This is a genomic window from Brevundimonas sp. (genome assembly GCF_965279155.1).
Lineage (GTDB): Bacteria > Pseudomonadota > Alphaproteobacteria > Caulobacterales > Caulobacteraceae > Brevundimonas.
This window is the reverse complement of record NZ_OZ257138.1, coordinates 1,354,050-1,375,826: the sequence shown is the minus strand read 5'-3', so window position 1 is coordinate 1,375,826 and position 21,777 is coordinate 1,354,050. Positions and strand designations below refer to the sequence as shown.

23 protein-coding genes are annotated in these 21,777 nt (G+C 67.9%); 11 read left to right on the top strand and 12 right to left on the bottom strand.

From position 1 onward, the window contains the following. The first annotated feature begins 4 nt into the window (after nt 1-4). A complete protein-coding gene (locus ACQY72_RS06545) occupies nt 5-409 on the top strand; it encodes a winged helix-turn-helix transcriptional regulator (RefSeq protein ID WP_428156437.1) in 405 nt (134 codons plus the stop codon). Between the two features lie 47 nt (nt 410-456). On the opposite strand, the gene ACQY72_RS06540 is transcribed toward ACQY72_RS06545, so the two are convergent. Next, nucleotides 457-786 carry a DUF1491 family protein gene (locus tag ACQY72_RS06540; RefSeq protein ID WP_428156436.1) on the bottom strand — a complete coding sequence of 110 codons (330 nt, stop codon included), beginning with the start codon at nt 784-786 and terminating at the stop codon, nt 457-459. A gap of 91 nt (nt 787-877) precedes the next feature. Here ACQY72_RS06540 and ACQY72_RS06535 point away from each other — a divergent pair, with 91 nt between their 5' ends. Genes ACQY72_RS06535 through ACQY72_RS06525 form a run of 3 tightly spaced genes read left to right on the top strand, consistent with a single transcriptional unit; the run spans nt 878 to nt 2,706 of the window. Next, entirely contained in the window at nt 878-1,702 is an 825-nt protein-coding gene (locus tag ACQY72_RS06535; protein ID WP_428156435.1) for a hypothetical protein, read from the top strand. 19 nt (nt 1,703-1,721) lie between these two features. Then, a complete protein-coding gene (locus ACQY72_RS06530; protein WP_428156434.1) occupies nt 1,722-2,141 on the top strand; it encodes a hypothetical protein in 420 nt (139 codons plus the stop codon). 49 nt (nt 2,142-2,190) lie between these two features. Beyond that, nucleotides 2,191-2,706 carry a hypothetical protein gene (locus ACQY72_RS06525; protein WP_428156433.1) on the top strand — a complete coding sequence of 172 codons (516 nt, stop codon included), beginning with the start codon at nt 2,191-2,193 and terminating at the stop codon, nt 2,704-2,706. Here ACQY72_RS06525 and ACQY72_RS06520 read toward each other — a convergent pair. Then, nucleotides 2,690-4,414 carry a sensor histidine kinase gene (locus ACQY72_RS06520; RefSeq protein ID WP_428156432.1) on the bottom strand — a complete coding sequence of 575 codons (1,725 nt, stop codon included), beginning with the start codon at nt 4,412-4,414 and terminating at the stop codon, nt 2,690-2,692. The two genes, ACQY72_RS06525 and ACQY72_RS06520, sit on opposite strands and share 17 nt — an antisense overlap. Before the next feature lie 135 nt (nt 4,415-4,549). On the opposite strand from ACQY72_RS06520, the gene ACQY72_RS06515 reads away from it, so the two are divergent. Both ACQY72_RS06515 and ACQY72_RS06510 read left to right on the top strand, forming a co-directional pair. Next, a complete protein-coding gene (locus ACQY72_RS06515) occupies nt 4,550-4,981 on the top strand; it encodes a SufE family protein (protein WP_428156431.1) in 432 nt (143 codons plus the stop codon). 60 nt (nt 4,982-5,041) lie between these two features. Next, complete coding sequence (locus tag ACQY72_RS06510) at nt 5,042-5,710, top strand: hypothetical protein (RefSeq protein ID WP_428156430.1); 669 nt, start codon at nt 5,042-5,044, stop codon at nt 5,708-5,710. Nucleotides 5,711-5,714: 4 nt separating this feature from the next. Here the strand turns inward: ACQY72_RS06510 and ACQY72_RS06505 are convergent, their stop codons facing one another. The 3 genes from ACQY72_RS06505 to ACQY72_RS06495 form a co-directional block, all read right to left on the bottom strand. Next, the gene (locus tag ACQY72_RS06505) at nt 5,715-6,455 is read right to left on the bottom strand and encodes a hypothetical protein (RefSeq protein ID WP_428156429.1); all 741 of its coding nucleotides are present in this window, start codon (nt 6,453-6,455) and stop codon (nt 5,715-5,717) included. A 120-nt stretch (nt 6,456-6,575) separates the two neighbouring features. Then, on the bottom strand, nt 6,576-7,298 hold the full coding sequence (locus ACQY72_RS06500; protein ID WP_428156428.1) for a DUF6456 domain-containing protein: 723 nt from the start codon (nt 7,296-7,298) through the stop codon (nt 6,576-6,578). Further along, a complete protein-coding gene (locus ACQY72_RS06495) occupies nt 7,295-7,648 on the bottom strand; it encodes a chromosomal replication initiator DnaA (RefSeq protein WP_428156427.1) in 354 nt (117 codons plus the stop codon). The genes ACQY72_RS06500 and ACQY72_RS06495 overlap by 4 nt, the downstream gene beginning before the upstream one ends. Nucleotides 7,649-8,029: 381 nt before the next feature. Between ACQY72_RS06495 and ctrA the strand changes: the two genes are divergently transcribed. Beyond that, the gene (gene ctrA / locus ACQY72_RS06490; RefSeq protein WP_135193504.1) at nt 8,030-8,731 is read left to right on the top strand and encodes a response regulator transcription factor CtrA; all 702 of its coding nucleotides are present in this window, start codon (nt 8,030-8,032) and stop codon (nt 8,729-8,731) included. 181 nt (nt 8,732-8,912) lie between these two features. Further along, complete coding sequence (locus tag ACQY72_RS06485; RefSeq protein WP_428156426.1) at nt 8,913-9,296, top strand: hypothetical protein; 384 nt, start codon at nt 8,913-8,915, stop codon at nt 9,294-9,296. Between the two features lie 208 nt (nt 9,297-9,504). Here the strand turns inward: ACQY72_RS06485 and ACQY72_RS06480 are convergent, their stop codons facing one another. The 4 genes from ACQY72_RS06480 to fliI all read right to left on the bottom strand — a co-directional run bounded on the left by ACQY72_RS06480 (nt 9,505) and on the right by fliI (nt 13,972). Then, complete coding sequence (locus ACQY72_RS06480) at nt 9,505-10,869, bottom strand: serine hydrolase (protein WP_428156425.1); 1,365 nt, start codon at nt 10,867-10,869, stop codon at nt 9,505-9,507. An 85-nt stretch (nt 10,870-10,954) separates the two neighbouring features. Further along, entirely contained in the window at nt 10,955-12,028 is a 1,074-nt protein-coding gene (locus tag ACQY72_RS06475; RefSeq protein ID WP_428156424.1) for an endo-1,4-beta-xylanase, read from the bottom strand. A gap of 182 nt (nt 12,029-12,210) precedes the next feature. Continuing rightward, nucleotides 12,211-12,621, bottom strand: a complete 411-nt coding sequence (locus ACQY72_RS06470; RefSeq protein WP_428156423.1) for a flagellar export protein FliJ — start codon at nt 12,619-12,621, stop codon at nt 12,211-12,213. 7 nt (nt 12,622-12,628) lie between these two features. Next, nucleotides 12,629-13,972, bottom strand: coding sequence for a flagellar protein export ATPase FliI (gene fliI, locus ACQY72_RS06465; RefSeq protein ID WP_428156422.1), 1,344 nt, complete (start codon nt 13,970-13,972; stop codon nt 12,629-12,631). 232 nt (nt 13,973-14,204) lie between these two features. Here fliI and ACQY72_RS06460 point away from each other — a divergent pair, with 232 nt between their 5' ends. Continuing rightward, nucleotides 14,205-15,671: a methyl-accepting chemotaxis protein gene (locus ACQY72_RS06460; protein WP_428156421.1), complete on the top strand. Its 1,467-nt coding sequence runs from the start codon at nt 14,205-14,207 to the stop codon at nt 15,669-15,671. Here ACQY72_RS06460 and ACQY72_RS06455 read toward each other — a convergent pair. After that, nucleotides 15,668-16,576, bottom strand: coding sequence for an EamA family transporter (locus ACQY72_RS06455; protein WP_428156420.1), 909 nt, complete (start codon nt 16,574-16,576; stop codon nt 15,668-15,670). The two genes, ACQY72_RS06460 and ACQY72_RS06455, sit on opposite strands and share 4 nt — an antisense overlap. 84 nt (nt 16,577-16,660) lie before the next feature. On the opposite strand from ACQY72_RS06455, the gene ACQY72_RS06450 reads away from it, so the two are divergent. Beyond that, nucleotides 16,661-17,143 (top strand): Lrp/AsnC family transcriptional regulator, encoded by a 483-nt coding sequence (locus tag ACQY72_RS06450; RefSeq protein WP_428156419.1) that lies wholly within the window; start codon nt 16,661-16,663, stop codon nt 17,141-17,143. 4 nt (nt 17,144-17,147) lie between these two features. Here ACQY72_RS06450 and ACQY72_RS06445 read toward each other — a convergent pair whose 3' ends face one another. Next, nucleotides 17,148-18,314, bottom strand: a complete 1,167-nt coding sequence (locus ACQY72_RS06445) for a carbohydrate porin (protein WP_428156418.1) — start codon at nt 18,312-18,314, stop codon at nt 17,148-17,150. A 168-nt stretch (nt 18,315-18,482) separates the two neighbouring features. Between ACQY72_RS06445 and ACQY72_RS06440 the strand changes: the two genes are divergently transcribed. Beyond that, nucleotides 18,483-20,408: a methyl-accepting chemotaxis protein gene (locus ACQY72_RS06440; protein WP_428156417.1), complete on the top strand. Its 1,926-nt coding sequence runs from the start codon at nt 18,483-18,485 to the stop codon at nt 20,406-20,408. 8 nt (nt 20,409-20,416) lie between these two features. On the opposite strand, the gene ACQY72_RS06435 is transcribed toward ACQY72_RS06440, so the two are convergent. Beyond that, nucleotides 20,417-21,724: a sensor histidine kinase gene (locus ACQY72_RS06435; protein ID WP_428156416.1), complete on the bottom strand. Its 1,308-nt coding sequence runs from the start codon at nt 21,722-21,724 to the stop codon at nt 20,417-20,419. Between the last annotated feature and the right edge of the window lie 53 nt (nt 21,725-21,777).

Here is a 21,777-nt window from a genome sequence, read left to right as displayed (position 1 = left end):
GGACATGACGGCCGTTCCGCCCGCAAGAATTTCTCATCCCGAGACCGGCGAATGCGCCGACCCCCGCGTCGAGGCTCTGGTCAACGACGTGATCGGCCGGGTGGCGGACAAGTGGACCATGCTGATCCTGGAGGTCCTGGCCGAACACGGCGAGCAGCGCTTCACCCGCGTCGGCGACCTGGTCGGCGGCATCAGCCAGAAGATGCTGACCCAGACCCTGCGTCAGATGGAGCGCGACGGCCTGGTGGTCCGCACCGTCCACCCGGTCATCCCGCCCAGGGTCGAATACCGCCTGACCGACCTGGGCGTCACCCTGGCCGAAGCCTTCTGCGGCGTCTGGACCTGGGCCGAAAAGAACATCGACCGCATCGAGACGGCGCGGGCGGAATTCGATGGGCGCAAGGGCTGAGGCACGATTTCCCTCCCCGTGCCGGGGAGGGAGAGGCTTGGTGCGATCTATCCCTGCACCTTCTCCGTAATGAAGTGCCGGCCCTGTTTGTCCTCGATCTCGACGACCCACAGGTCGGGGTCGTAGCCGCGTTGGCGGGCGATGTAGGCGTCCAGTTCGCTTTCGCTGTCATTGGTCACCGGCTGGATCCACAGGCGGTCGCCGTCGGTTCCGAAGGCCTCGGTATAGAGGCGCGCGGTGCGGGTCGAAGTGTCATAGGCCTTGACGATGACCGTGCCGGCGCGGTCGTCGCCCCTGGCGACCACGGTCGCATAGGCGCCCTCGATCTGGGCGCGGCGGATCAGGGCGCTGACCCACAGGTCGCTGGAAAGAAGCAATTCGCTAACCCTGCTCGAACACGGAACCCCAACCCTGGCGGGCTAGGGTGGCGGCATGAGGATAGGCCTTTCCACCCGGCAAGCCAGAGCTTTGACGTGCGCCGTGCTGATCGCGGCGACGCCCGTCGTGTCGTTCGCCGCGCCGCAAGACCGCTTCTATGAGCGCAGCTTCGTGCTGGCCGCCAACGACCGCTGCGGCCTGTTCGAACCGCAACTGACCGCCGCCCTGACCGCCGCCGCCTATCAGGCGCGGGGCGCGGCCCTGCGCGCGGGCGCCAACGACCGGCAGCTGGCCGAGACGGCGCAGCGGGCGCGGGTGCGGGCGGGCACGACGCCGTGTGGTTCGGCCGATCTGAAGACGGTCAGCGGCCGGGTCCAGACCGCCTTTTCCGGCTGGTCGCGCACGGCGCGGATGGAGTTTCCCGGCGAGCGCCGGGGCTGGAGCGCGGACCGCGCCGCATACGCCCGCCCGACCTGGCGGCTGATGCAGGCGACCGTCACCGGCGCCTCGCCGGTGCGGTTCGGGGTGGTTGGCGGCATGGACCGGCCCGATCAGCTGGCGGCCGTGGTGTCCTGGCAGGGTCGGTCGCGTCCGACCGGAGTGCGGGTGGTGATGCGCGACCACACGGTGGCGCCGCGTCCGTGGCTGGCGCACGAACTGCCGCCGGTCTCCCAGCGTCGCGCCTTCTGGGCCGCAGGCGTGACCAGCGCGGATACCATGCTGCTGGCCGAAGGCCGCCCGGCCGGTCAGGCCTGGCTGTTCCCCGCCACCGCCGCCGATACGCTGGCCGCGCTGGACCCGCGCGAGGTCTTCACCGTCGAGTTCCTGTTCCGCGACGGCAGCATCGCCCGCTCCACCTTCGAGGCCGGCGATTTCGCGGCGGGCCGGGCGTTCCTGGCGATGGGGCAGGTTTAGGCGAAGGGGCGTTCAAGCCATGCGCGATGCGCCAGCCATCCATTTCCCGTCCGCTCTCGACAGCATCGAAGTGCTGAGCGATCGCGGCTTGCGGGTCGTCGTTCGGGAACGTGCCGGCTTGGGGGCCGAGTCCGACGACGCGTTCGAACTGGTATGGGAGGTGGTCGTGGGCTTTCTCGTGCGCGGCGATCCATTCCCTCTGTCCGGACCAGAGGCGACCCTGAGCGAGGCGGGAACCGCCACCGCCTTTCTGGACATGATCCGGTCCGACAGCGCAACCGACCCCGACTATATCGACGCCATGTACGGTGTGTTGTCGCTGCGGCCGGGCGAGATGCGGCACTGGCGGATCTCGACCACCGAGGCCATGATCGATGTCGCTGCGACCCGTGCGCCGATGATGCAGCGGCTCGCGCGCGAGGCGGAAGAGATCCGGTGAAGACGCCAAGCCATCGCCGCAGTCCAGTCATCAGGCGTCAGAAGGAAGCATGGCGATGCTTAGCGACGATGACCTCATCCCAGACGCGAAACTCTGGAACAACGGTCGAGGGGTCGATCCCGAGAGCTGGATATGGATGACCGGCAACTACGACTTGGCCGTCGGCTACAGCTTCGTATTCTGGCCCGAGTTCGTGGTGATCGACGACTACGTTCTTCGGCAAGGATCGACCGAGGCCAATCTGCGAGAATGGGAAAAGACCGGTCACAGCCGGAAAGGTATCGAGGCCGTCATCAACCACATCCACATCGCGGACATCCACTCAGACATGCCGACTTCCGAAGCTCAGCTTCGCCACCTTGGCCGTGTTCTCAAGGCGATCTATCAGCTGAAACTCTCAGTCGATTTTCCTGATCGGGCCTTTGAAGTTCACTTCAATGACGAGCCGGGTTTGGGCGACATCGACTATGAACTGACGTTCTTCCAAGTTTCGGCCGCTGGCGACGAAGGTCTGCGATCCATTTTGAGCCGTCTTTTCGGTTCTTGGATTAAACCTCGACCTTAACATCTGTGGTTTCGGCGGCCGTCTCGCTCGCCTCCTCTTCGACCACCATCACCGGCAACCGGATCATCACCGCGGCGCCTTCGCCCAGGGTGCTGTCGATGGTCATGCGGCCGCCGTGCAGTTCGGTGAGGCTGCGGACCAGGGACAGGCCCAGGCCGGTGCCTTGCGCCTTTTGGTCGGCGCCGCCGGCCTGTTCGAAGGGGCGGCCCAGGCGTTTGAGGTCTTGCGGGGCGATGCCGACGCCGGTGTCGGACACGACCAGGTCCAGGTCCGGGCCGTCGGCGTCCAGGGTGATGGTGACCGAGCCGCCGGCGGGGGTGAACTTGACCGCATTGGACAGCAGATTCAGCGCCATCTGCTTCAGGGCGCGGGCGTCGGCGCGGACATTCACCGGCTCGGACGGCAGGACGGCGGCGAGATCCACGCCCTTGTCGTCGGCCTGGAGCCGGACCAGGGCGACGGCGGCGGACACGGCGTCGCGGGCGTCGAAGGCCTCCATGACCAGCTGGTAGCGTTCGGCCTCGATCTTGGACAGGTCCAGCACGTCGTTGATCAGGTCCAGCAGATGGCCGCCCGCCTGGTGGATGGCGTCGGCGTATCCGGCGTAGCGTTCGGGCAGGGGGCCGAACAACTTCTGGCGCATGATGTCGGCGAACCCGATGACCGCGTTCAGGGGGGTGCGCAGCTCGTGGCTCATGTTCGCCAGGAAGCGGGTCTTGCCGGCGGACTGGGCCTCGGCCTCGACGCGGGCGGTCTCCAGGCCGAGTTCGCGGGCGAACTGGGCCGTGCCGTCGAAGGCCTGGGCGATCAGGCGGGGGTGATCCGCATCGTGCTGGAACGGCCCCAGGATCATGACCACGCGGCGGTCCAGGGCGATGCGCGGGGTGAACTGGACCTCGACCTGTTGGCCCGACAGGGCGCGGGCCAGGGCGGCGGACACGGCCGGGCGGTCCGGCGCATGGACGGCCGAGATCAGCCCCTGTTCACTGAGCGCCAGCACCGACAGGGCAGGCGGGGGATTGCCCCAGGTCGCCACGGCGCGGCCGGACGGATCGAGCACCAGGGTCAGGGCCGGTTGATCCTCCAGCAGGCCGGCGATGCGGGCGGCCTGTTCTTCCGCGTCGGCCAGGCGGCTTTGACGCTCGCTCCAGGTCAGGCGCATGGCGGCGATGATCGCGCCCATGGCCAGCAGGCCCGAGACGGCCGCCAGTAGAGGGGCTTGCGCCTCCGGCCCGTTCAGCCAGGTCGAGATCAGGCCTGACAGCAGCGGCAGGATGACCGCGAAGGCGCCCAGCCGCGTCAGCCGGTCGGCGCCTGTCCTGCCGTGATCGAGGGCGATCCCGGCGGCCAGAGGCATCAGGATCAGTCCCGGCAAGGCCCCGGTCGTGCCCCCCGTCAGCCCCGCCGAAGCCGTCGCAGCCAGCAGCCAGCCGGCCATGGTCGCGAACCGCAGGCCCGCCGTGTCGCGCACCATCAGCACCACTCCGAAGATGCCGGGGAAGGCCATGATCAAGAGGGCGGCCAGCGGCGCGTCCTTCAGCCCGTCCAGCATCTGGGCCGCCAGGGCCGTCAGGCTGATCGCCACGGCCCAGATCGCGTGCCACAGGGCGACCAGCGGCGCGCCACCTTGTTCGTGGGGGCGTCGGTCGTCCTGTAATCTGGCGTGGGCGTCGGTTTTCAAGCGGTCGGGCCGTTGTTCTGTCTGCATCCAGACTAGTCCCCGCCTTGAGTCGGAGCGAGGCCGCTCCCCCGTAAGGCGAACCCCATGGCGGCGTTCACCATGAATATCGGGGGACAAAACGGCCGGTTGTCGTTAACGGCCCGGCGGCCTATCTGGCGGGCCATGAGCGCGCGCACCCCTCCGACCGAAAGCATTGACCAGACCCTGGCCGAACTGGCCGAGGATTTCGACCTGCTGGGCGATTGGGAGCAGCGGATCGAATATGTGATCGAACTGGGCAAGGGGCTGGCCCCGCTGGACGAGGCCGACCGCTTCGAAGCCAACAAGGTGCCGGGCTGTGCGGCCCAGGTCTGGCTGGCCGTGAAGCCGACCGAGGATCGCCTGTGGTTCGCCGCCGACAGCGACAGCGCCCTGTCCAAGGGCAATATCGCCCTGTTGCTGAAGCTGTATTCCGGCCGCACCCCGGCCGAAATTCTGGCCTTCGACGCCCGCGCCGCGCTGGACCGGCTGGGCCTGCCGTCGGCCCTGACGCGCCAGCGCGCCAACGGGCTGAACAGCATGGTCGGCCGTATCCGCGAGGCGGCCCTGGCTTAACGGCCTTGCCACCGGCGTCCCGACGACCCACCATCGCGGGGTGTGGACGAGGGACGCGGAATGGACCTGCTGAAGATCCTGCGCAGTTTCGAGGAGTTTCTCTTCGAGGCCGTCAGCTGGCTGCTCTTCTATCCCCTGACCCTGTGGCGGATCGTGCGCGGGCCGCTGGCGGCGATGGACTATTCGGACCGCGAGCAGGGCGACAGCGAGGAGCATCGTTACGACGACGCGCTCAGCCCGCCCTTGTTCCTGTTGGCCACCATCGTCCTGGCCAATCTGATTTCGCTGGCCCTGCATGTGCCGCCGCCGCAAGAGACGTCGGAGACGACCCACATCCTGCTCGCCTCGCAGCAGAACCTGGTCCTGTTCCGCTCCCTGGCCTTCAGCCTGATCCCCCTGGTCGCCGCCGTGACCCTGTTGCGTCATCAGAAGAAGCGGATCAGCCGCGAGACCCTGCGCGCGCCCTTCTATGGCCAATGCTATCTGGCGGCCGTCTGCGCCGCCTGCGTCTCGGTGGGCGGGGCCATCTTCCAGCGGCCCGAACTGCCCAACGCCGTCGGCGCGGCGATCATGATCGGCGGCGCGGCTTGGTTCCTGTTCGTCCAGTCGCACTGGTTCGCGCGGCGACTGAACGTCTCCGTCGGCAAGGGCGCCGGGATTGCGGTCTGGGCCATGGTCCGGGCGGTGATCTATCTGTTCGCGATCCTGATCCCGGTCGCCCTGATCTGAAGCCTCAGCCGGGGTCCATCGAGCGCACGTCGCCGGAGGCCGAGACGGTGCAGCGCGAACGATACGAGCCGGTCGCCATCGTCAGCTCGAAGTCGCCGCGTCCCAGGTCGCGCACGCCGATGGGCACGCTGGAGCCATAGGGGCGGTTCTGGAACTCGTCGGCGCGACGCGAGCAGGCCTGGCGCGCGGCGTATGGGGCGTTCTGCATCCAGCCGCTGTTGGCGTGGCGGCGGTTCTGACCCTCGTCCTCGCCGGCCAGGAAGCCTTCGTGATAGCCCTCGGTCTCATGGTTGGCGTCATAGTCGGCGCCGTGCAGGGCGGCCTCGTAGCCGCGCTGATATTCCCGGTCATGGTCGGCGTCGGCGTCGCGGTGATGGTTGTTATGGGCGGCGATGGCGGCGGCCAGGCCGACGATGGCGACCCCGGCGGCGATGGCCGTGGCGTTAGACCGATCCGATCCGCCCGATCCGCACTCGCTGCGGCCCGCCTGGTTGATCGAGGCGTAGCGGCCGTCGCGCGTCATGATCGACACGCAGTCGTTGCCGTTCCGCCAATAGGTCATGCGCCCGTCGCCGACGACCTCGGACCGATCCGTGGCCTGATAGCCGCGACGGTTCAGCTCGCCCTCGGCCTGGCCCGCGCGGGCGCCGACGAGGTCTCTGAGCGCAGAGGGCGTCTGGGCCGACGCCGGCAGCGCGGTCGCCAGCATCAGGGTGGACAGGGCGCAGGCCAGGGGACGGGACATGGGGAGATCTCCGGTGGGGCAGGACAACCCAGAGACGATGCCACAGCCGCCCCGGTTCGGAAATCCTCGCTGTGTTCGAGCGCCGATTTTTGGGGTGCAATCTGTGCACTTCGTCTCAAATCATCCGATCCCATAGTGGTCCGCCAGGGCTTGCAGCGCCTGTTTCAGCACCGTCTTGCCTTGGCGGCGGCGCAGGCCCAGGCCGGTTTCGGCCAGTTGCAGGCTGTCGCCGTGGATGCAGATGCGGGTCAGGATGGGGCGCAGGCGCGGGCCGACGGCGCAGAGCGCGCTCTCGACCCGGCGGGCGGCCGACAGGGCGCGGTCGGTCGGCTCCATCCGGGCGGAGGTCCCCGACCCGCTGTGGGGCAGGGCGTCCCAACGCATGGTCAGCGACGGCCCCTTCATCGCCTGTTCCGCCTCGCGACGCAGCCGCTCGCCGGCGGCGGCCTCGGCCGGGGTCAGCCAGGGCCGGCCCGAGGCGTCCTTGCGCCGCGCCAGCCAGGCGATGGGGCTCTCGCCCAGGTTGGCGCGGTGACGCACCAGCCGGCCGTCGGCCAACATCACGTCGCGCTCGCCCGCAACGAAGCCGGGGCGGCCGGGGGGAGGGGGCGCGGTTTCGTCCGCCGTCGTTCGCGCGAACCAGCCGCCGCCCGGTCGCGCGCGCAGCCCCGGCTGATCGACCAGGGCGCGGAACTCGGCCTCGGTCAGGGTCAGGCTGATGCGGCTGCGGCGATCCGCCGACAGGCGCAGCGCATAGACGCCCCCACTCCCCGGGCTGTCGGCCCCCAGCCAGGCGCCGGGGCGCGTCATCAGGCCGCGCGCGCGTTCCAGCAGCCGGCTCATTGGACCAGGTCCAGGCGCGGGGTCTGGTACAGGCCCTGGATACAGGTCTCCAGCTCGTTCAGCAGGTCGTCGATATTGCGTCGTTCGCGCTCGTCCTCGACCCAGCGGCAGGCGGTCCCGACGCTGGCGCGATTGACGCCGAAGACGTGGCTGACCCGCTCCAGGGTCCAGCCGAAGGCGACATGCGACAGATACATGGCCAGCCAGCGCGGCCGGGCGGCGCGCGGGTGCATCCGGCCCCCGCCGATCATCTGCGACGGCTGCGCGCCCGTGCGCGCCGCGACCAGATGGATGGCCAGCCCCGCCTTGACCCGGTCCTCCTCGCTGACCGGCACCCTGTAGTCCTCCATGGCGAAACCCTCCCGCTCTCGAAATCGATAACGACAGCATAGAGGGCCGCCGACCTTGAGATAGGAATAAAGTCCTACTGCACGTCAAAGCCGGACGTGACGCCTTGCCCGCCTTGAGGTTGTGAAGGCGACCCTATGTCGGATGTCGGCGGATGGAGGGGATGAAGCGGGGGGGCGTGCGGCGGCGAGCGACGCAACATGGTTAATAAATTTCGAATCGTTGACTCCAACCCCTCGACGGCGATTCGCAAATCACCCTAGATTCGACTCAATCGGATGGCGTTAACCCTTCTTAAGGTTTTCACGTCTTAACTTGCGAACAAGGTTACCCGGACGTTCGTCGGGGTGGTTACCACAAAGCTTTTGCCTGGAGGGGCACGTATGCGCGTCCTGTTGATTGAAGACGATCACGCAACCGCCCAAAGCATCGAACTGATGCTGAAGTCGGAAGGCTTCAACGTCTATACGACGGACCTGGGTGAAGAAGGCATCGATCTGGGCAAGATCTATGACTACGACCTCATTCTGCTTGACCTGAACCTGCCGGACATGAGCGGCCTGGAAGTCCTGCGCCAGCTGCGCGTCGGCAAGGTCAACACGCCGGTCATGATCCTGTCGGGCAGCCACGAGATCGAGACCAAGGTCAAGACCTTCGGCGGCGGCGCCGACGACTACATGACCAAGCCCTTCCACAAGGACGAGCTGATCGCGCGCACCCACGCCGTAGTCCGTCGCTCCAAGGGTCACGCCCAGGCGATCATCCACACCGGCGAGATCGCCGTGAACCTGGACGCCAAGACGGTCGAGGTGAACGGTCACCGCGTCCACCTGACGGGCAAGGAATACCAGATGCTGGAGCTGCTCTCGCTCCGCAAGGGCACAACCCTGACCAAGGAAATGTTCCTGAACCACCTGTACGGCGGTATGGACGAGCCCGAGCTGAAGATCATCGACGTCTTCATCTGCAAACTGCGCAAGAAGCTGGCCACCGCCGCCGACGGCAAACACTATATCGAAACCGTCTGGGGCCGCGGCTATGTGCTGCGCGACCCGTCCGAGAGCGTCGTCACCGTCGCCGCCTGATCGGTTTTCGAGGTTCCGCAAGTTTGAAACGCTCGCCGGCAACGGCGGGCGTTTTGCGTTTCGGCGTCGAGGTCATCGATTGAGCCGGAATCGCGATGGTTGACGTCCGGCGCTGCGACGGCCACAATCTGAAATATCTGTCGGGGCCACGTTCGGCTGATCTCGATCTCCGAAAGGGATGATGGCCAAATACAAGCCGATCGATTGCGGTCCATTGGCGGTCAGCCTCGTCAACGACGCGATGGGTTGGTCTCTGCGCCCTGGTCCCGTTCATTTCTCCGCATCGGCTCAGGAACATGCGGAAGATCGGCATCCTGCCGATTATGCGCTCTGCATTCGACACATCGGCCAGATCCTCCAGGCGCCCGATTGGGTTGGGCAGGGGCCGAAGGATCGCGAGGGCTTCGTCATGGTCCGCCGCATCGCCGTCGCAAAAGCGATCCTGCTGGTGGCGATAAAGCTGAAGCCGGACGAGCAGGGGCGATATGTCGTCGCCAGCACCTATCGGGTCTCGCAGCACGATCTGGATGGCCGCGTCGCCAAGGGCTACTGGCTGCCCACATAAGCAAAAGGCCCCGCCGATGGCAGGGCCTCTTTTCCAATCTGAAGGCGGGTTCCCAAGGTCCCGCATCTCTTTCGGCTTTCGCCTACTTTACGCCGTCGTGAGACGGAGTGTGTGAGGAGGGAGTTCTCACCTCATCAGGTTGGACTTTCAACATAGACGTGAAAGCGTGAAATTTCAACTCACGCGTCGAACGCCGCCGCCTGCGACCCTACTGCCGCTTGGCCGGCATGTTGCGGCCGCCCTGGTGCAGAACCAGCCCATCGACCGCGCCGGCCGTGTCGCGGGTGAAGGTGATCTGGGCGTCGATGGCGGTCAGGAAGAAGGCGTCCTCGGCCTCGGCCGTCAGTTCGAAGGCGGGCTGGCCCCTGGCCTGGGCCATCAGTTTGCCGTCTACGACCGAAATGGTCAGGGCGAAGGTCGGGGCCAGATTATAGACGCCCTCATAGGCCTGCAGCGCCTGGGGCGAGAGCGCGACGGCGCGCCGCTCGCTGGCCAGGGTGACGGTCCCGCCGCGCGCCAGGGTGACCAGGGCGGCGCCCAGCTTGTCCGGGGCCTCGCCGTTCAGATTGCCCAGGACGATGACGGCGGTTCGGTCGCCCGGATCATAGGCCATATAGGTGTTGAAGCCCTCGATGGCGCCATTGTGCCAGACCAGCTTTTTGCCGTCGGCCTCGGAAACCATCAGCCCCATGGCGTAGCTGTTTCGGACGGGCGTGGTCAGGGCGGTCATCGACTGGGGGTTTAGCACCCGGCCGCCGAACAGGCCCTGCTCCCACTTCAGCAGGTCGTGGGTGGTCGAATACAGGGCGCCGGCGCCGGTCGGAATGCTCATGTCGACATAGTCGGCGTTGACCACGCCGGTTGCGCCCGGCGCATAGCCGGAGGCGCGGCGGGGCAGGATGGCGTCGTGGCGGTCATAGCCGCTGTCGGTCATGCCCAGCGGGGCGAACAGTTCGGCGGTGACGAAATCGGCGTAGGTCTGTCCGCTGGCCGCCTCGATGATCGTGCTCAACAGGATATAGCCCGAGTTGGAATAGGCGAACCGCGCGCCGGGCGCGAAATCCAGCGGCCGTCCGCTGAACCGGGCGATCAACTCGGCCGTGGTCGCCGGTCGGGTTTTCAGCGCCTCATAATCGGGGAAGGCGGTGAAGTTGGGGATGCCCGCCGTGTGGTTCAGCAGATGCCGCACCGTTACTGCGTCCCAGGCGGCCGGCGCCTGGGGCAGCCAGGTCTTGATCGGCGCATCCAGATCGGCCTTGCCCTGCTGGTTCAGGATCATGATCGCGACGGCGGTGAACTGTTTGGTCAGCGAACCGAGGCGGAACTTGGTGTCGCCGTCGTTGGGAATGTTCCACTCCCGATTGGCCAGGCCATAGCCCTGATCCAGCAGGATACGCCCGTCGCGCGCGACCAGAACGGCCCCGGAAAAGGCGTCGGCCTCGCTGGAGGCGCGCACGACCTGATCCATGCGCGCGACGTCCTGGGCCGCGACGGGACCGACCGCAAACGCCAGCGCGCTGAAGGCGACCAGCAGGACCGCGCTACGACGACGGGCTGGAAGGAACTGGGGCAAGGGCGGTCTCCTGGAGCGCGTCACGGTGACGCTTCAACAGAGAGGCGTCGAGCGAGTGTTCTGGATGCAGGCCCGGCTGATTTCTTCAGGCGGGCGTCTTAAACCCCGCCGCCAGGGCCGCCGCCATCGGATTGGGGCGGCCGAAGCTGTCGAAGGGCAGGGGCTTGTCCTTGCCGTCGTCCTTCTCGCCCTGGCGATACCAGCTGTCGGTGTCGCGCAGGCCCCAGGCGGTGAAGGCGAACTGCTGGGCCTCGGGCAGGGCGGCGAAGGCCGAGGCCAGTTCGGTGACGCGGGCGCCCTGGGCGGCGATCCGTTCGGCTTGACTGCGCAGATCCAGCCGGTTTTCGGTGCGCAGGGTGCAGTCCAGCTCAGACACGTGGATCGGCAGGCCGAACTGGGCGACCTCGCGCATATAGGCGGCGATGACGCCTTCTGGGATGTCGATCCACAGGTGGGATTGCAGGCCCAGGCCCTGCAGCGGACAGCCGGCCTTCAGCAGGCGTTCGACCAGTTTCAGGAACTGCGCGCCTTTGGCCGGGACGCTTTCCTGATTGTATTCGTTCAGGAACAGCAGGGCTTGCGGATCGGCGATCCGGGCCTTTTCGAAGGCGCGCAGGATATAGCCGTCGTGGCCGTAGCGGGCGCTCCAGTGGCAGTCGCGCATGGCCGAGCCGTCGTCCAGGATCGGCTCGTTGACCACATCCCAGCTGCGGACCTTGCCGCGATAGCGACCGGCGACCGTGGCGATATAGCCGTCGAAGGCGCGGTCGAAGGCGGCGTCGTCCAGGCCGGCGAAGGCTTCCTGGCCTTGCGAATACCAGATGAGGGTGTGGCCGTGCATCGCCATGCCGTTGGATTGGGCGAAGGCGGCGATGCGGTCGGTGCGGTCGAAGTTGGGCCGGTCCAGGCCGTTGGCCAGGATGTATTCCATCTTCATCTCCCACTCGGGCGTGAGCTGGGAGACGTTGGCGCGGGCAAGCGTGACCCAGGCCGGGTCGTCGATATGGCTGGCCTTGATGCAGGTCCCGACCGGGCAGGGGATCAGGGATTTCAGCGGCGGGACGTTGGGCGGCGTCGGCTCGGCCGAGGCGAAACGGTCGCAGGCGACGAGGGGCAGAGCCAGAGATGAGGCGAGGATGGTGCGGCGGGAGATCGACATTCTATTTTCCCTCCCCCTGCGGGGGAGGGGGGCGGAGGCGTAGCCGACGCCGGGTGGGGCGGGCCAGGCAAGGTCCCACGGACCTGTCTTGTCTTAAATCCGTGCGACGGCGCCCTGCCGCCCCCACCCCGTCGCTGCGCGACGTCCCTCCCCCGCAGGGGGAGGGAGAAATCTGACGGGTGTCAGACCGCACGTTTCCGCAGGCCCAGTTCGTCGAAGGCGGCGGTTTCGCGCTTGGCGATGGCGACCAGCTGGCTGAGGCGGGTGGTCTCGGCGACGTGTTCGAACTTCTTCAGCTCTTCGAAGGCTCCGGTCAGGGCGTCGCGGGCGCCGGCTTCCTCGGCGTCCAGCACGGTCAGGTCGCCTTCGGCCTTGGCCTTGCGGGATTTCCAGCCGTTCAGATAGGCGCCCAGCATCATGCCGGCCTCGGCGTCCATGCGGGCGCGATTGCGTTCGCCCTCGGCCTCGGCGTCCAGGACGGCGATGCGGATCTCGGCGTTGGCGCGGCGTTCGGTGATCTCGGCCAGGCGCTTCTGCAGCGTCTCGACCTCGTAGTTGGAGATGCGGATCAGGGATTGGGCCCAAGCGGTCATTTCGTCGTCACTCTCTGATCATGCCTTGATTGAGGATGTGCTCCAGCCGGGTAAAGGAATCGGAAAGACGGGTGTGATCGTCCTTGTCCTGACCCAGGAAATCTTCCAGCGCGGGGTTCAGCGCGATGGCGCGGTCCACGATGGGATCGGCGCCGGAGCGGTAGGCGCCGATCTTGATCAGCTCTTCCATATTGGCATAGGCCGACAGGCACTGGCGGGCGCGCTTGTTCAGCTCGCGCTCGGGCGGGGTCTGGCAGGTGGGCATGGTGCGGCTGACGGACTTCAGCACGTCGATGGCGGGGAAGCGGCCGCGTTCGGCGATCTTGCGGTCCATGACGATGTGGCCGTCCAGAATACCGCGAACGGCGTCGGCGATGGGCTCGTCATGGTCGCCGCCGTCCACCAGCACGGTGAACAGGGCGGTGATGGGCGCCGCCGTCGTGCCGTCGGGCCGCACCGGGCCAGGGCCGGCCCGCTCTAAGAGCTTGGGCAGTTCGGTGAAGACGGTGGGGGTGTAGCCCTTGGTGGTCGGCGGCTCGCCTGCCGCCAGGCCGATCTCGCGCTGGGCCATGGCGAAGCGGGTGACGCTGTCCATCAGGCACAGCACCTCCAGGTCCTGGTCGCGCAGATATTCGGCGATGGCCATGGTCATATAGGCCGACTGGCGGCGTTTCAGGGCCGGCTCGTCCGAGGTGGCGACCACGACGACGGCGCGTTTCAGCCCCTCTTCGCCCAGGGTCTCTTCCACGAACTCGCGCACTTCCCGGCCCCGTTCGCCGATCAGGCCGACCACGACGGCGTCGCAGGTCGCCTGTTTGGCCAGCATGGACAGCAGCACCGACTTGCCCACGCCCGAACCGGCGAAGATGCCCAGGCGCTGGCCCCGGCAGGTGGTGGTGAAGACGTCCATGGCCCGAACGCCCAGGTCCAGACGCTCGCCCACACGCCCGCGCGAATGGGCGGGGGGCGGCGGGGCGCGCAAGGGGTAGGGAGCCGGTCCCTGGGGCAATGGTCCCTTGCCGTCGATGGGCTGGCCGAAGGCGTCGATGATCCGGCCCAGCCAGGCGGTGGTGGGGCGCACGCTGGCGGCCTGGTCGATGATGCGGATGTCGGCGCCGGGGGCCACGCCCTCGACCGGGCCGAACGGCATCAGCAACGCCTTGGAATCGCGGAAACCGACGACCTCGGCGGGCAGGGGGGAATGGCCGCGTCGGCTGATCTCGGCGCGGGCGCCGACGGCGAGACGCGACAGGCCGCCGCGCGACTCGATCAGCAGGCCCGACACGCCCGCGACCTTGCCGGTCACGACCAGCGGATCGATCGCTTCGACGGCGGCGACGAGATTGCGCAAAAACAGACCCCAGGAACAGGGGTTGAGAGATGCGCCATCGTGGTTAACGAGCGGTGAAGTTCGGGGTCGGATTCAACCTTGGCCTTTGCGGGACCTGTTTACGGTTTGCAACTTTTGGGCGAAAGACTTTCGAAACCAATTAGGATGTTAATCTTACAACTGAAGCGGGCGATGGCCGGCCGATTGCGAAGGGGTTGTGCCTATGTTCGCGCGTAAACGTAAATCGCTAGATATGCAGGATCGGCTGATCGACCTGGACGGCAAGATGGCCGCCATCGGCCGATCCCAGGCGGTGATCGAGTTCAATCTGGACGGCACCATCATCGACGCCAACCAGAACCTGCTGACCACCATGGGCTATAGCCTCGAAGAAATCCGGGGGACGCATCACCGCCAGTTCATGGACCCGGCAGAGGCCGCCTCGCCCGACTACGCCGCCTTTTGGCGCGATCTGAACGCGGGTCAGTTCCTGGCGCGCAAGTTCCGGCGGTTGGCCAAGGGCGGGCGGGAGGTCTGGCTCCAGGCCTCCTACAACCCGGTCTTCGGTCCCGACGGGCGGCCCACGAAAGTCATCAAGCTGGCCATCGACATCACGGCTGAGGAGCAGGAGGCCGCGCGCCGCGAGACGCAGCGGATCGAGGCGGAGCAGGCGCAGAACCTGCTGGTCGAGGCCCTGGCGGGGGCCCTGGCGCGGCTGTCGGCGGGCGACCTGACGGCGCGGATCGAGGCGCCGGTGCAGGGCGCGCATATCCGGGTGCGCGACGACTATAACGCCGCCGTGGAAAGCCTGCGCCAGACCCTGGGTCAGGCGTTGCAGGCCGTCGCGGGCCTGAGAGGCGGGGTCAGCGAAATCTCCAGCGCGTCGGACGACCTGTCGCGCCGCACCGAACAGCAGGCCGCCAGTCTGGAAGAGACGGCGGCGGCTCTGGACCAGATCACCGCCACGGTGAAACGCAGCGCGGACGGGGCAAAACAGGCCTCCTCGGCTGCCGTGGGTGCGCGGGCCGAGGCCGACCGCTCGGGCGAGGTGGTGCGTCAGGCCATCGCGGCGATGGACGGTATCAAGCGCAGCTCGACCCAGATCAGCGACATCATCGGCGTGATCGACGAGATCGCCTTCCAGACCAATCTGCTGGCGCTGAACGCCGGGGTCGAGGCGGCGCGGGCGGGCGAGGCGGGGCGGGGTTTCGCGGTCGTCGCGTCCGAAGTGCGCGCCCTGGCCCAGCGTTCGGCGGAGGCGGCGAAACAGATCAAGACCCTGATCACCACCTCGGGCCACGAGGTGGCGCAAGGGGTGCAGCTGGTCAACGAGACGGGGTCGGCCCTGTCGGCCATCGCGATCAAGGTGGCGGAAATGGACGCCCTGATCTCCGAAATCGCGGCCTCGGCCCAGGAACAGGCCACGGGCCTGAGCCAGGTCAACAGCGCCGTCAATCAGATGGATCAGGTGACGCAACAGAATGCGGCGATGGTCGAGGAAACCACGGCCGCCGCCATGAGCCTGAAGACCGAGACCGAGCAGTTGGCCCAGCTGGTCGAACGGTTCGACACGGGCGAGGCGCCGGTTCAGACGCGGGTCCACGACCTGTCGCAGGGTTCCGGCCCCGTCCCCCTGGCCCGCGAACGCGCCCGCATCCGCGCCTATGCGGGCGGCGGGGGCTCGGCCTCCGCGCCGACCCAGGATTGGACGGAGTTTTAGAGCGCGCTGGGCTCCACCGCGATCTTGGGTTCCCGCGTCGTCGCGATCGCCCCGACCGAGGCGGCGACGATGGCGGCGATGGCGAGCCATTGCTGGCCGGTCAGGTGTTCGTGCAGGATCAACAGACCGGCAAGGGCGCCGACGGCCGGTTCGGCGCTTAGCACGACGCCGAAGGTGCGTTTGGGGATGCTGCGCAGTGCCACCATCTCCAGCGAATAGGGCAGGGCGCTTGAGAAGATCGCCACCGCCACGCCGGCCAGGATGATGGCCGGGTTCAGCAGGGCCGCGCCGGCATGGGCCACGCCGAACGGCACGACGACGAACGCCGCGATCGTCATGCCGAGCGCCACCGACTGGCCCGCATGGATGTGCGACAGCCGTTTGCCGAACACGATATACAGCGCCCAGCACAGGCCGGCGAAGGCGGCCAGCGCCATGCCGACCGGGTCCAGCGCCCCGGCTCCGGCCTTGAGCGGCAGCAGCAGGCCCAGGCCCACGACCGCGAACCCGATGCAGACGAAATGGATGGGCTTTCTCGAATGGATCAGGGCCAGGGTCAGCGGTCCCATGAACTCGATGGCGATGGCCAGGCCCAGGGGAATGGTGCGCAGCGACATGTAGAAGCTGAGGTTCATCGCCCCCAACACGACCCCGTAAAGCGCGATGGCGCCCAGGTCGGCGCGGGCCAGACGGAACCGCCACGGCCGGACCACGGCGACCAGCACCAGGGCCGAAATCCCGACGCGATAGGCCGACGTCCCCTCCGCCCCGATGATCGGGAACAGGGTCTTGGCGAAGGAGGTGCCGCCCGCCAGCGTGACCATGCCCGCGAACAGCGCCAGATAGGGGATCAGGCGCAGCGCCAGGGGCGAGGTCAGATGCTGTTTCAGGGCCACGGAAGTCATGGTGGATAAGTAGCCGAATGCCGCTTGCGCTTCCCGGCGATTTTCCGCTTGAATGCGCCTGAAATCGTCACGAAAGGCCATCCAATGACGAATTTCGTCACCCTCGACGATTTCGACCATCGGCTGCTGGCGCGGGTCCGGCGCAACAATCTGGAGCCCGCGCGGGTGACGGCCGATGCGGTGGGCCTGTCGGAATCCGCCGTGCTGCGCCGCCTGCGTCGCCTGCGAGCCGAGGGGGTCATCGCCGCCGACGTCGCCGTGATCGATCCTGCCAGGGTCGAGCCGCGCATCGTCCTGCACGTCCAAGTCGAGATGAACACCCAGGACCGCAAGGTGATGGAGGCCTTTCAGCGCGCCATGAAGGCCAGCCCCGAGGTGCAGGGGGCCTGGGACGTGACGGGCGAGACCGACTATCTGCTGACCGTCGCCGTCCGCTCGATGCAGGACTACGAGGTGTTCGGCATCCGCGAACTGATCCCCGAAAAGGGCGTGCGCGGCTTCAAGAGCATGATCGTCATCCGCGAGGTGGTCGGCTTCGATCCGGGGCGGGCGGTGCTGGAGCGTTGAGGCCTCAGAACAGGGGCACGGTGACGCGCAGCGAGACCACGACCACATTGTCGGCGTCGCGCAGGCCGCCGGGATTGCGGATCAGCTGGATGTCGGGCTGGATGCCGAACCGGCCGATGGTGTCGGCATAGGTCAGTTCCAGTCCCTCCTCGTGGCGGGCGGGATCCAGGCCGGTGTCGGCGAAATTGGCGCGGGCCTTGTCCGACAGCCATCCCTGATGCAGGCCGAAGGAAAGCTGGCTGTCGGGGCGTGCGGCGAAGACCTGGCGCATCAGGACGCCGGCCTGCCAGCCGCCCTTGAAGTCGGTTGTGTCGCCGTCCGACAGGCCCAGGCGCGCGAAGGCGTCGATCTGTAGACCGTCCGGGGCGGCGGCGCCGTAGATGCGGCCCTCGGCGAGCGCATAGGCGCCTTGGGCCAGGCTGTGCGCGGGGTCGCCGGCGGGCGTCAGGTCGCGGATGTCGTCCTGACGCTGGTCATAGCGCCAGACGCCCAGGGCGTAGCGGACGGGTCCGCCCATGCCCGCCTCGGCGATGCCCAGCACCCCTTCGTCCAGGGTGGTATCGACCCCGCCGTGGTCGCCCAGGGTCCGGGCGTCGGCGTTGACGACCGCGACCTGGCCATACAGCGCATCGCTGTCGCCCACGCGAAGCCGCGCCGCCAGCGACGACGACGGGAAGATGGCCGGGCCGTTGGGGCCGGTCGATGCAAGCTCCGACCCGATGCCGAACGGCGGCGCAATCAGCAGGCCGGACGCCTCGGTGGCGTAGAACTCGCTGTTGAGGTCATATAGGCCCGCCAGCAGCGAGGCCGATCCGCCCAGGTCCTGTTCGATCCAGGCCTCGAACAGGCGGGCGCCCTGCTGACCCACCTCGATATTGTCGACGCCCTGTAGGGTGCCGGCGAGAGCGTTCGGCTCGCCGCCGCCGTTATAGAGGCCCGACACATGCAGCCGTGCGCCACGCCAGCCGACGGCCTGCTCCAGGTCGCCGTCCAGTTGGACCGACAGATTGTCCAGATACCGGCCTGCGCGCGAGGCGCCGCCCGAGACCACGCCGGAGACGTCGGCCGTATATTCCGCCGACACCGTCCAGACCGGATCGGCGACGCGCGCGGCGGCCGGTCCGGCGAGGCAGAAGGCGCCGACGGCGGCCGCTGCGACAAGGGGTTTCATGAGTGGGCGCTTAGCGTTCTGCATGGCCATACATCCGTTCTGTGTTGCAGACCGGTGTAATCTCAGAAGATGAAGATCGCGCTTACGCCCTGAATTGGAAGGACAACAAACCCTTAACCACAGTTCGAGTATCACCGTTTCACAATGTCGCACGGGGAGTGGACGACCATGGGCTGGACGATCGGCAAGAAGGTGACCGCGACCGGTATCGGTGTGCTGGTCCTGTCCGTGGGCACGGCCGGGGTCGGCCTGATGATGAATACCCAGTTGAGCGGCGCGCTGGACCGGGCCTCGGTGTCGTCGGACATCCTGCGCAATCATATGCAGGCGGACATGATGCACGACGCCTTGCGGGCGGATGTGTACGGCGCCTTGCTGGCGTCCGACCCCGCCAACGGCGTGTCGATCGACGATGTCAGGGCGGACCTGGCGGACCATCGCGAGATTTTCGAGAAGTCCATCGCGGACAATACGGCCCTGGCGACCGACCCTGACATTCAGGCGGTTCTGAAGGCGGTCGAGGCGCCGTTGAAGACCTATATCGCGGCGGCGGCCCATGCCGTCGACGTGGCCGCGAGCGACCGTGCGGCGGCTCAAGAAGAGATGCCGTCGTTCCAGAACCAGTTCACCGCGCTGGAAACCGCGATGAGCGCCGCCGCCGACAAGATCGAGGCCGCTGCTGTGCGCAATCACGACGCCGCCGAGACCGAAGCGAACAACGGACGGATCGTCATGATCGCGGCCATGATCGTCAGCCTGCTGATCAGCATCGGCCTGATCCTGGGCGGGGTGCGGGGCGTGGTGGCGCCGATCCGGCGGCTGACCGCAGACCTGCGGGCGATGGCCCAGGGCAAGACCGGTGTGCAACTGAGCGAGGCGCGGCGCAAGGACGAGGTCGGCGACATCGCGCGGGCCGTGGTCGATATCCAGGCCCTGATCGTCGCGCGCGCCGAGGCCCAGGCGGCCCAAGCCGAGCAGCAACGCCTGAAGGAGGACGAGGACCGGATGGCCGGCGATCAGTCGCGTCAGGCCGCCGCGCGCGAACAGGCGGCGGTGGTCGATGGACTGGGGCAGGGGCTGGACGCCCTGGCCGGCGCCGACCTGACCTTCCGCCTGGTTCAGCCTTTCCCGGCGGCCTATGAGCGCCTGCGCGCCAACTTCAACGCCGCCCTGGACGGATTGCAGGAGGCCATCGGTTCGATCGCCTTCAACGCCGGGGCCATCAACGCCGGCGCCGGAGAGATCGCCCAGGCCGCCGACGACCTGTCGCGCCGCACCGAACAACAGGCCGCGTCTCTGGAAGAGACCGCCGCCGCCCTGGACCAGATCACCGCCACCGTGCGGGCGACCGCTGCGGGCGCCGTTCAGGCCGCCGGCGCCGTTCAAGCTGCGCGGGGCGACGCCGACAAGAGCGGCGCCGTCGTTCGCGAGGCCATCACGGCCATGGGCGAGATCGAACGGTCGTCCAACGAGATCGGCCAGATCATCGGCGTCATCGACGAGATCGCCTTCCAGACCAATCTGCTGGCCCTGAACGCCGGGGTCGAGGCCGCGCGGGCGGGCGAGAGCGGGCGCGGCTTCGCCGTCGTCGCCTCCGAGGTTCGGGCGCTGGCCGAACGGTCGGCCCAGGCCGCCAAGGAGATCAAGTCCCTGATCACCCAGTCCGCGAACCAGGTGGGATCGGGCGTGCGTCTGGTCGGCGAGACCGGCGCCAGCCTGGAGCGGATCGCGGCCCATGTCGCCCAGATCGAAACCCTGGTGACCGACATCTCGGGCTCGGCCGCCGAACAGGCTACGGGGCTTCAGGAGGTCAATACGGCGGTCAACCAGATGGACCAGATGACCCAGCAGAACGCCGCCATGGTCGAGCAATCCACCGCCGCCAGCCACTCGCTGTCGCAGGAAGCCGACAGCCTGAACGCGGCGGTCGCCCGCTTCAAGGTCGGGGCGCCTCAAGGCCAGGCCGCGCGCCCGGCCCCGGCGAAACAGACCGCACCCGCCGCACCGCGCACGGTCACGGCGATGAAGACGGTCGGTCGCGGCGGCGCGGCCGTGGCGCCGACAGTGCAGGCCGACGGCTGGGAAGAGTTCTAGGGGCGGACCTAGGTCGCCGAGGCCTCGACCACCAGGATGGCGCCGACGCCTTCGCCTTCCCCGGCGTCTGGGGCCTGGTTCACGATAGTCCCGCCGATCTGGCGCACCAGGCTGTCGATCACGCGCATGCCCAGGCTGCGGTCGGTGCGGGCGGCGATCAGGTCGAAGCCCTTGCCCTGGTCCGCCACCGTCACCGTCAGGCGTCCGTCCGCGATCCGGCCGGTCACGGCGATGGCGCCGCCCTCGGGGCCATAGGCGTATTTGATGGCGTTGGTGACCAGTTCGTTGACGATCAGGCCCAGCGGAATGGCGATGTCGGCGCCCAGCGGCGCGTCGGAGGCCTCGCAGGTGATGACGTGACGATCGCTGCCGGTGTCGATAGCCTCGCACAGCTGGCACAGGAAGTCGGACAGGATCACGGTCTGGACGTCGGCGCCGCGCCACAGCTGGTCGTGGACCTGGCTGATGGCCTGGATGCGCGATCCGGCCGTGGCCAGGGCGGCGCGCACGTCGTCCGACGCGGCGCCGCGCGCCTGCATCGACAGCAGGCTGGAGACCAGGGACAGGCTGTTCTTGACGCGGTGGCTGACCTCGCGCGTCAGCAGGGCCTGGTGTTCGATGGCGGCCAGCAGCCGCTGCTCGGTCTGCTGGCGGGCGATGGCGGCGCCGACGACGGCGGCGAAGGCGTCCAGGAACAGGGCGTCGCGGGCGTCGAACTGGCCCTCGTCGGGGCTGTCGACCTCAAGCACGCCCCAGGGTTCGCCGTCCAGTTCGGGCCGGATCAGCACGTTGATGGCGCGCCGCACCCCGTGGTCGGCCAGCAGTTTGGGCGTGCGGAACCGGTCCTCGATGTCCAGATGGTTGGAGATCAGGGGCTTGCCGGTCTGGAAGGCGTAGCCGGCCGGCGAATCCAACTCGACGCCCAGCGAGGCGCGGCCCTCGACCTCGCCGCTCCAGCCCACGCCGGCGATCAGGACCAGGCGGTCGCGGGCCTCGTTGTGGATCAGCACCTTGGACAGCGGGGTCTCAAGTCCGTCGGCGCAAACCTCGCAGGCGGCGTTGAGCAGGGCCTGGCGGTCCCGCTCGCGCAGGGCCAACTCGCCGAACCGCGCCAGCAGCGACTGCTGCTTGAGGCGATAGCGCAACTCGTCGGCCGTGGAGCGAGTCTCGGGCGTCGGGGGCGCCTCGACCTTTGGCGCGACCGGATCGTCCATCTGAATCTGGGTCTCTGCGGCCGTGTCGGCGTACACCTCCGCGACCAGTTCGGCGATCTCTGGCGTCAGGCCGGTGTCGGAAGGCGGGCGGGTATGGGGCAAGGAAGAAAATCTCGGTTCGCGCGACGGCGTCGTATAGGCCTACATAGCCGCTC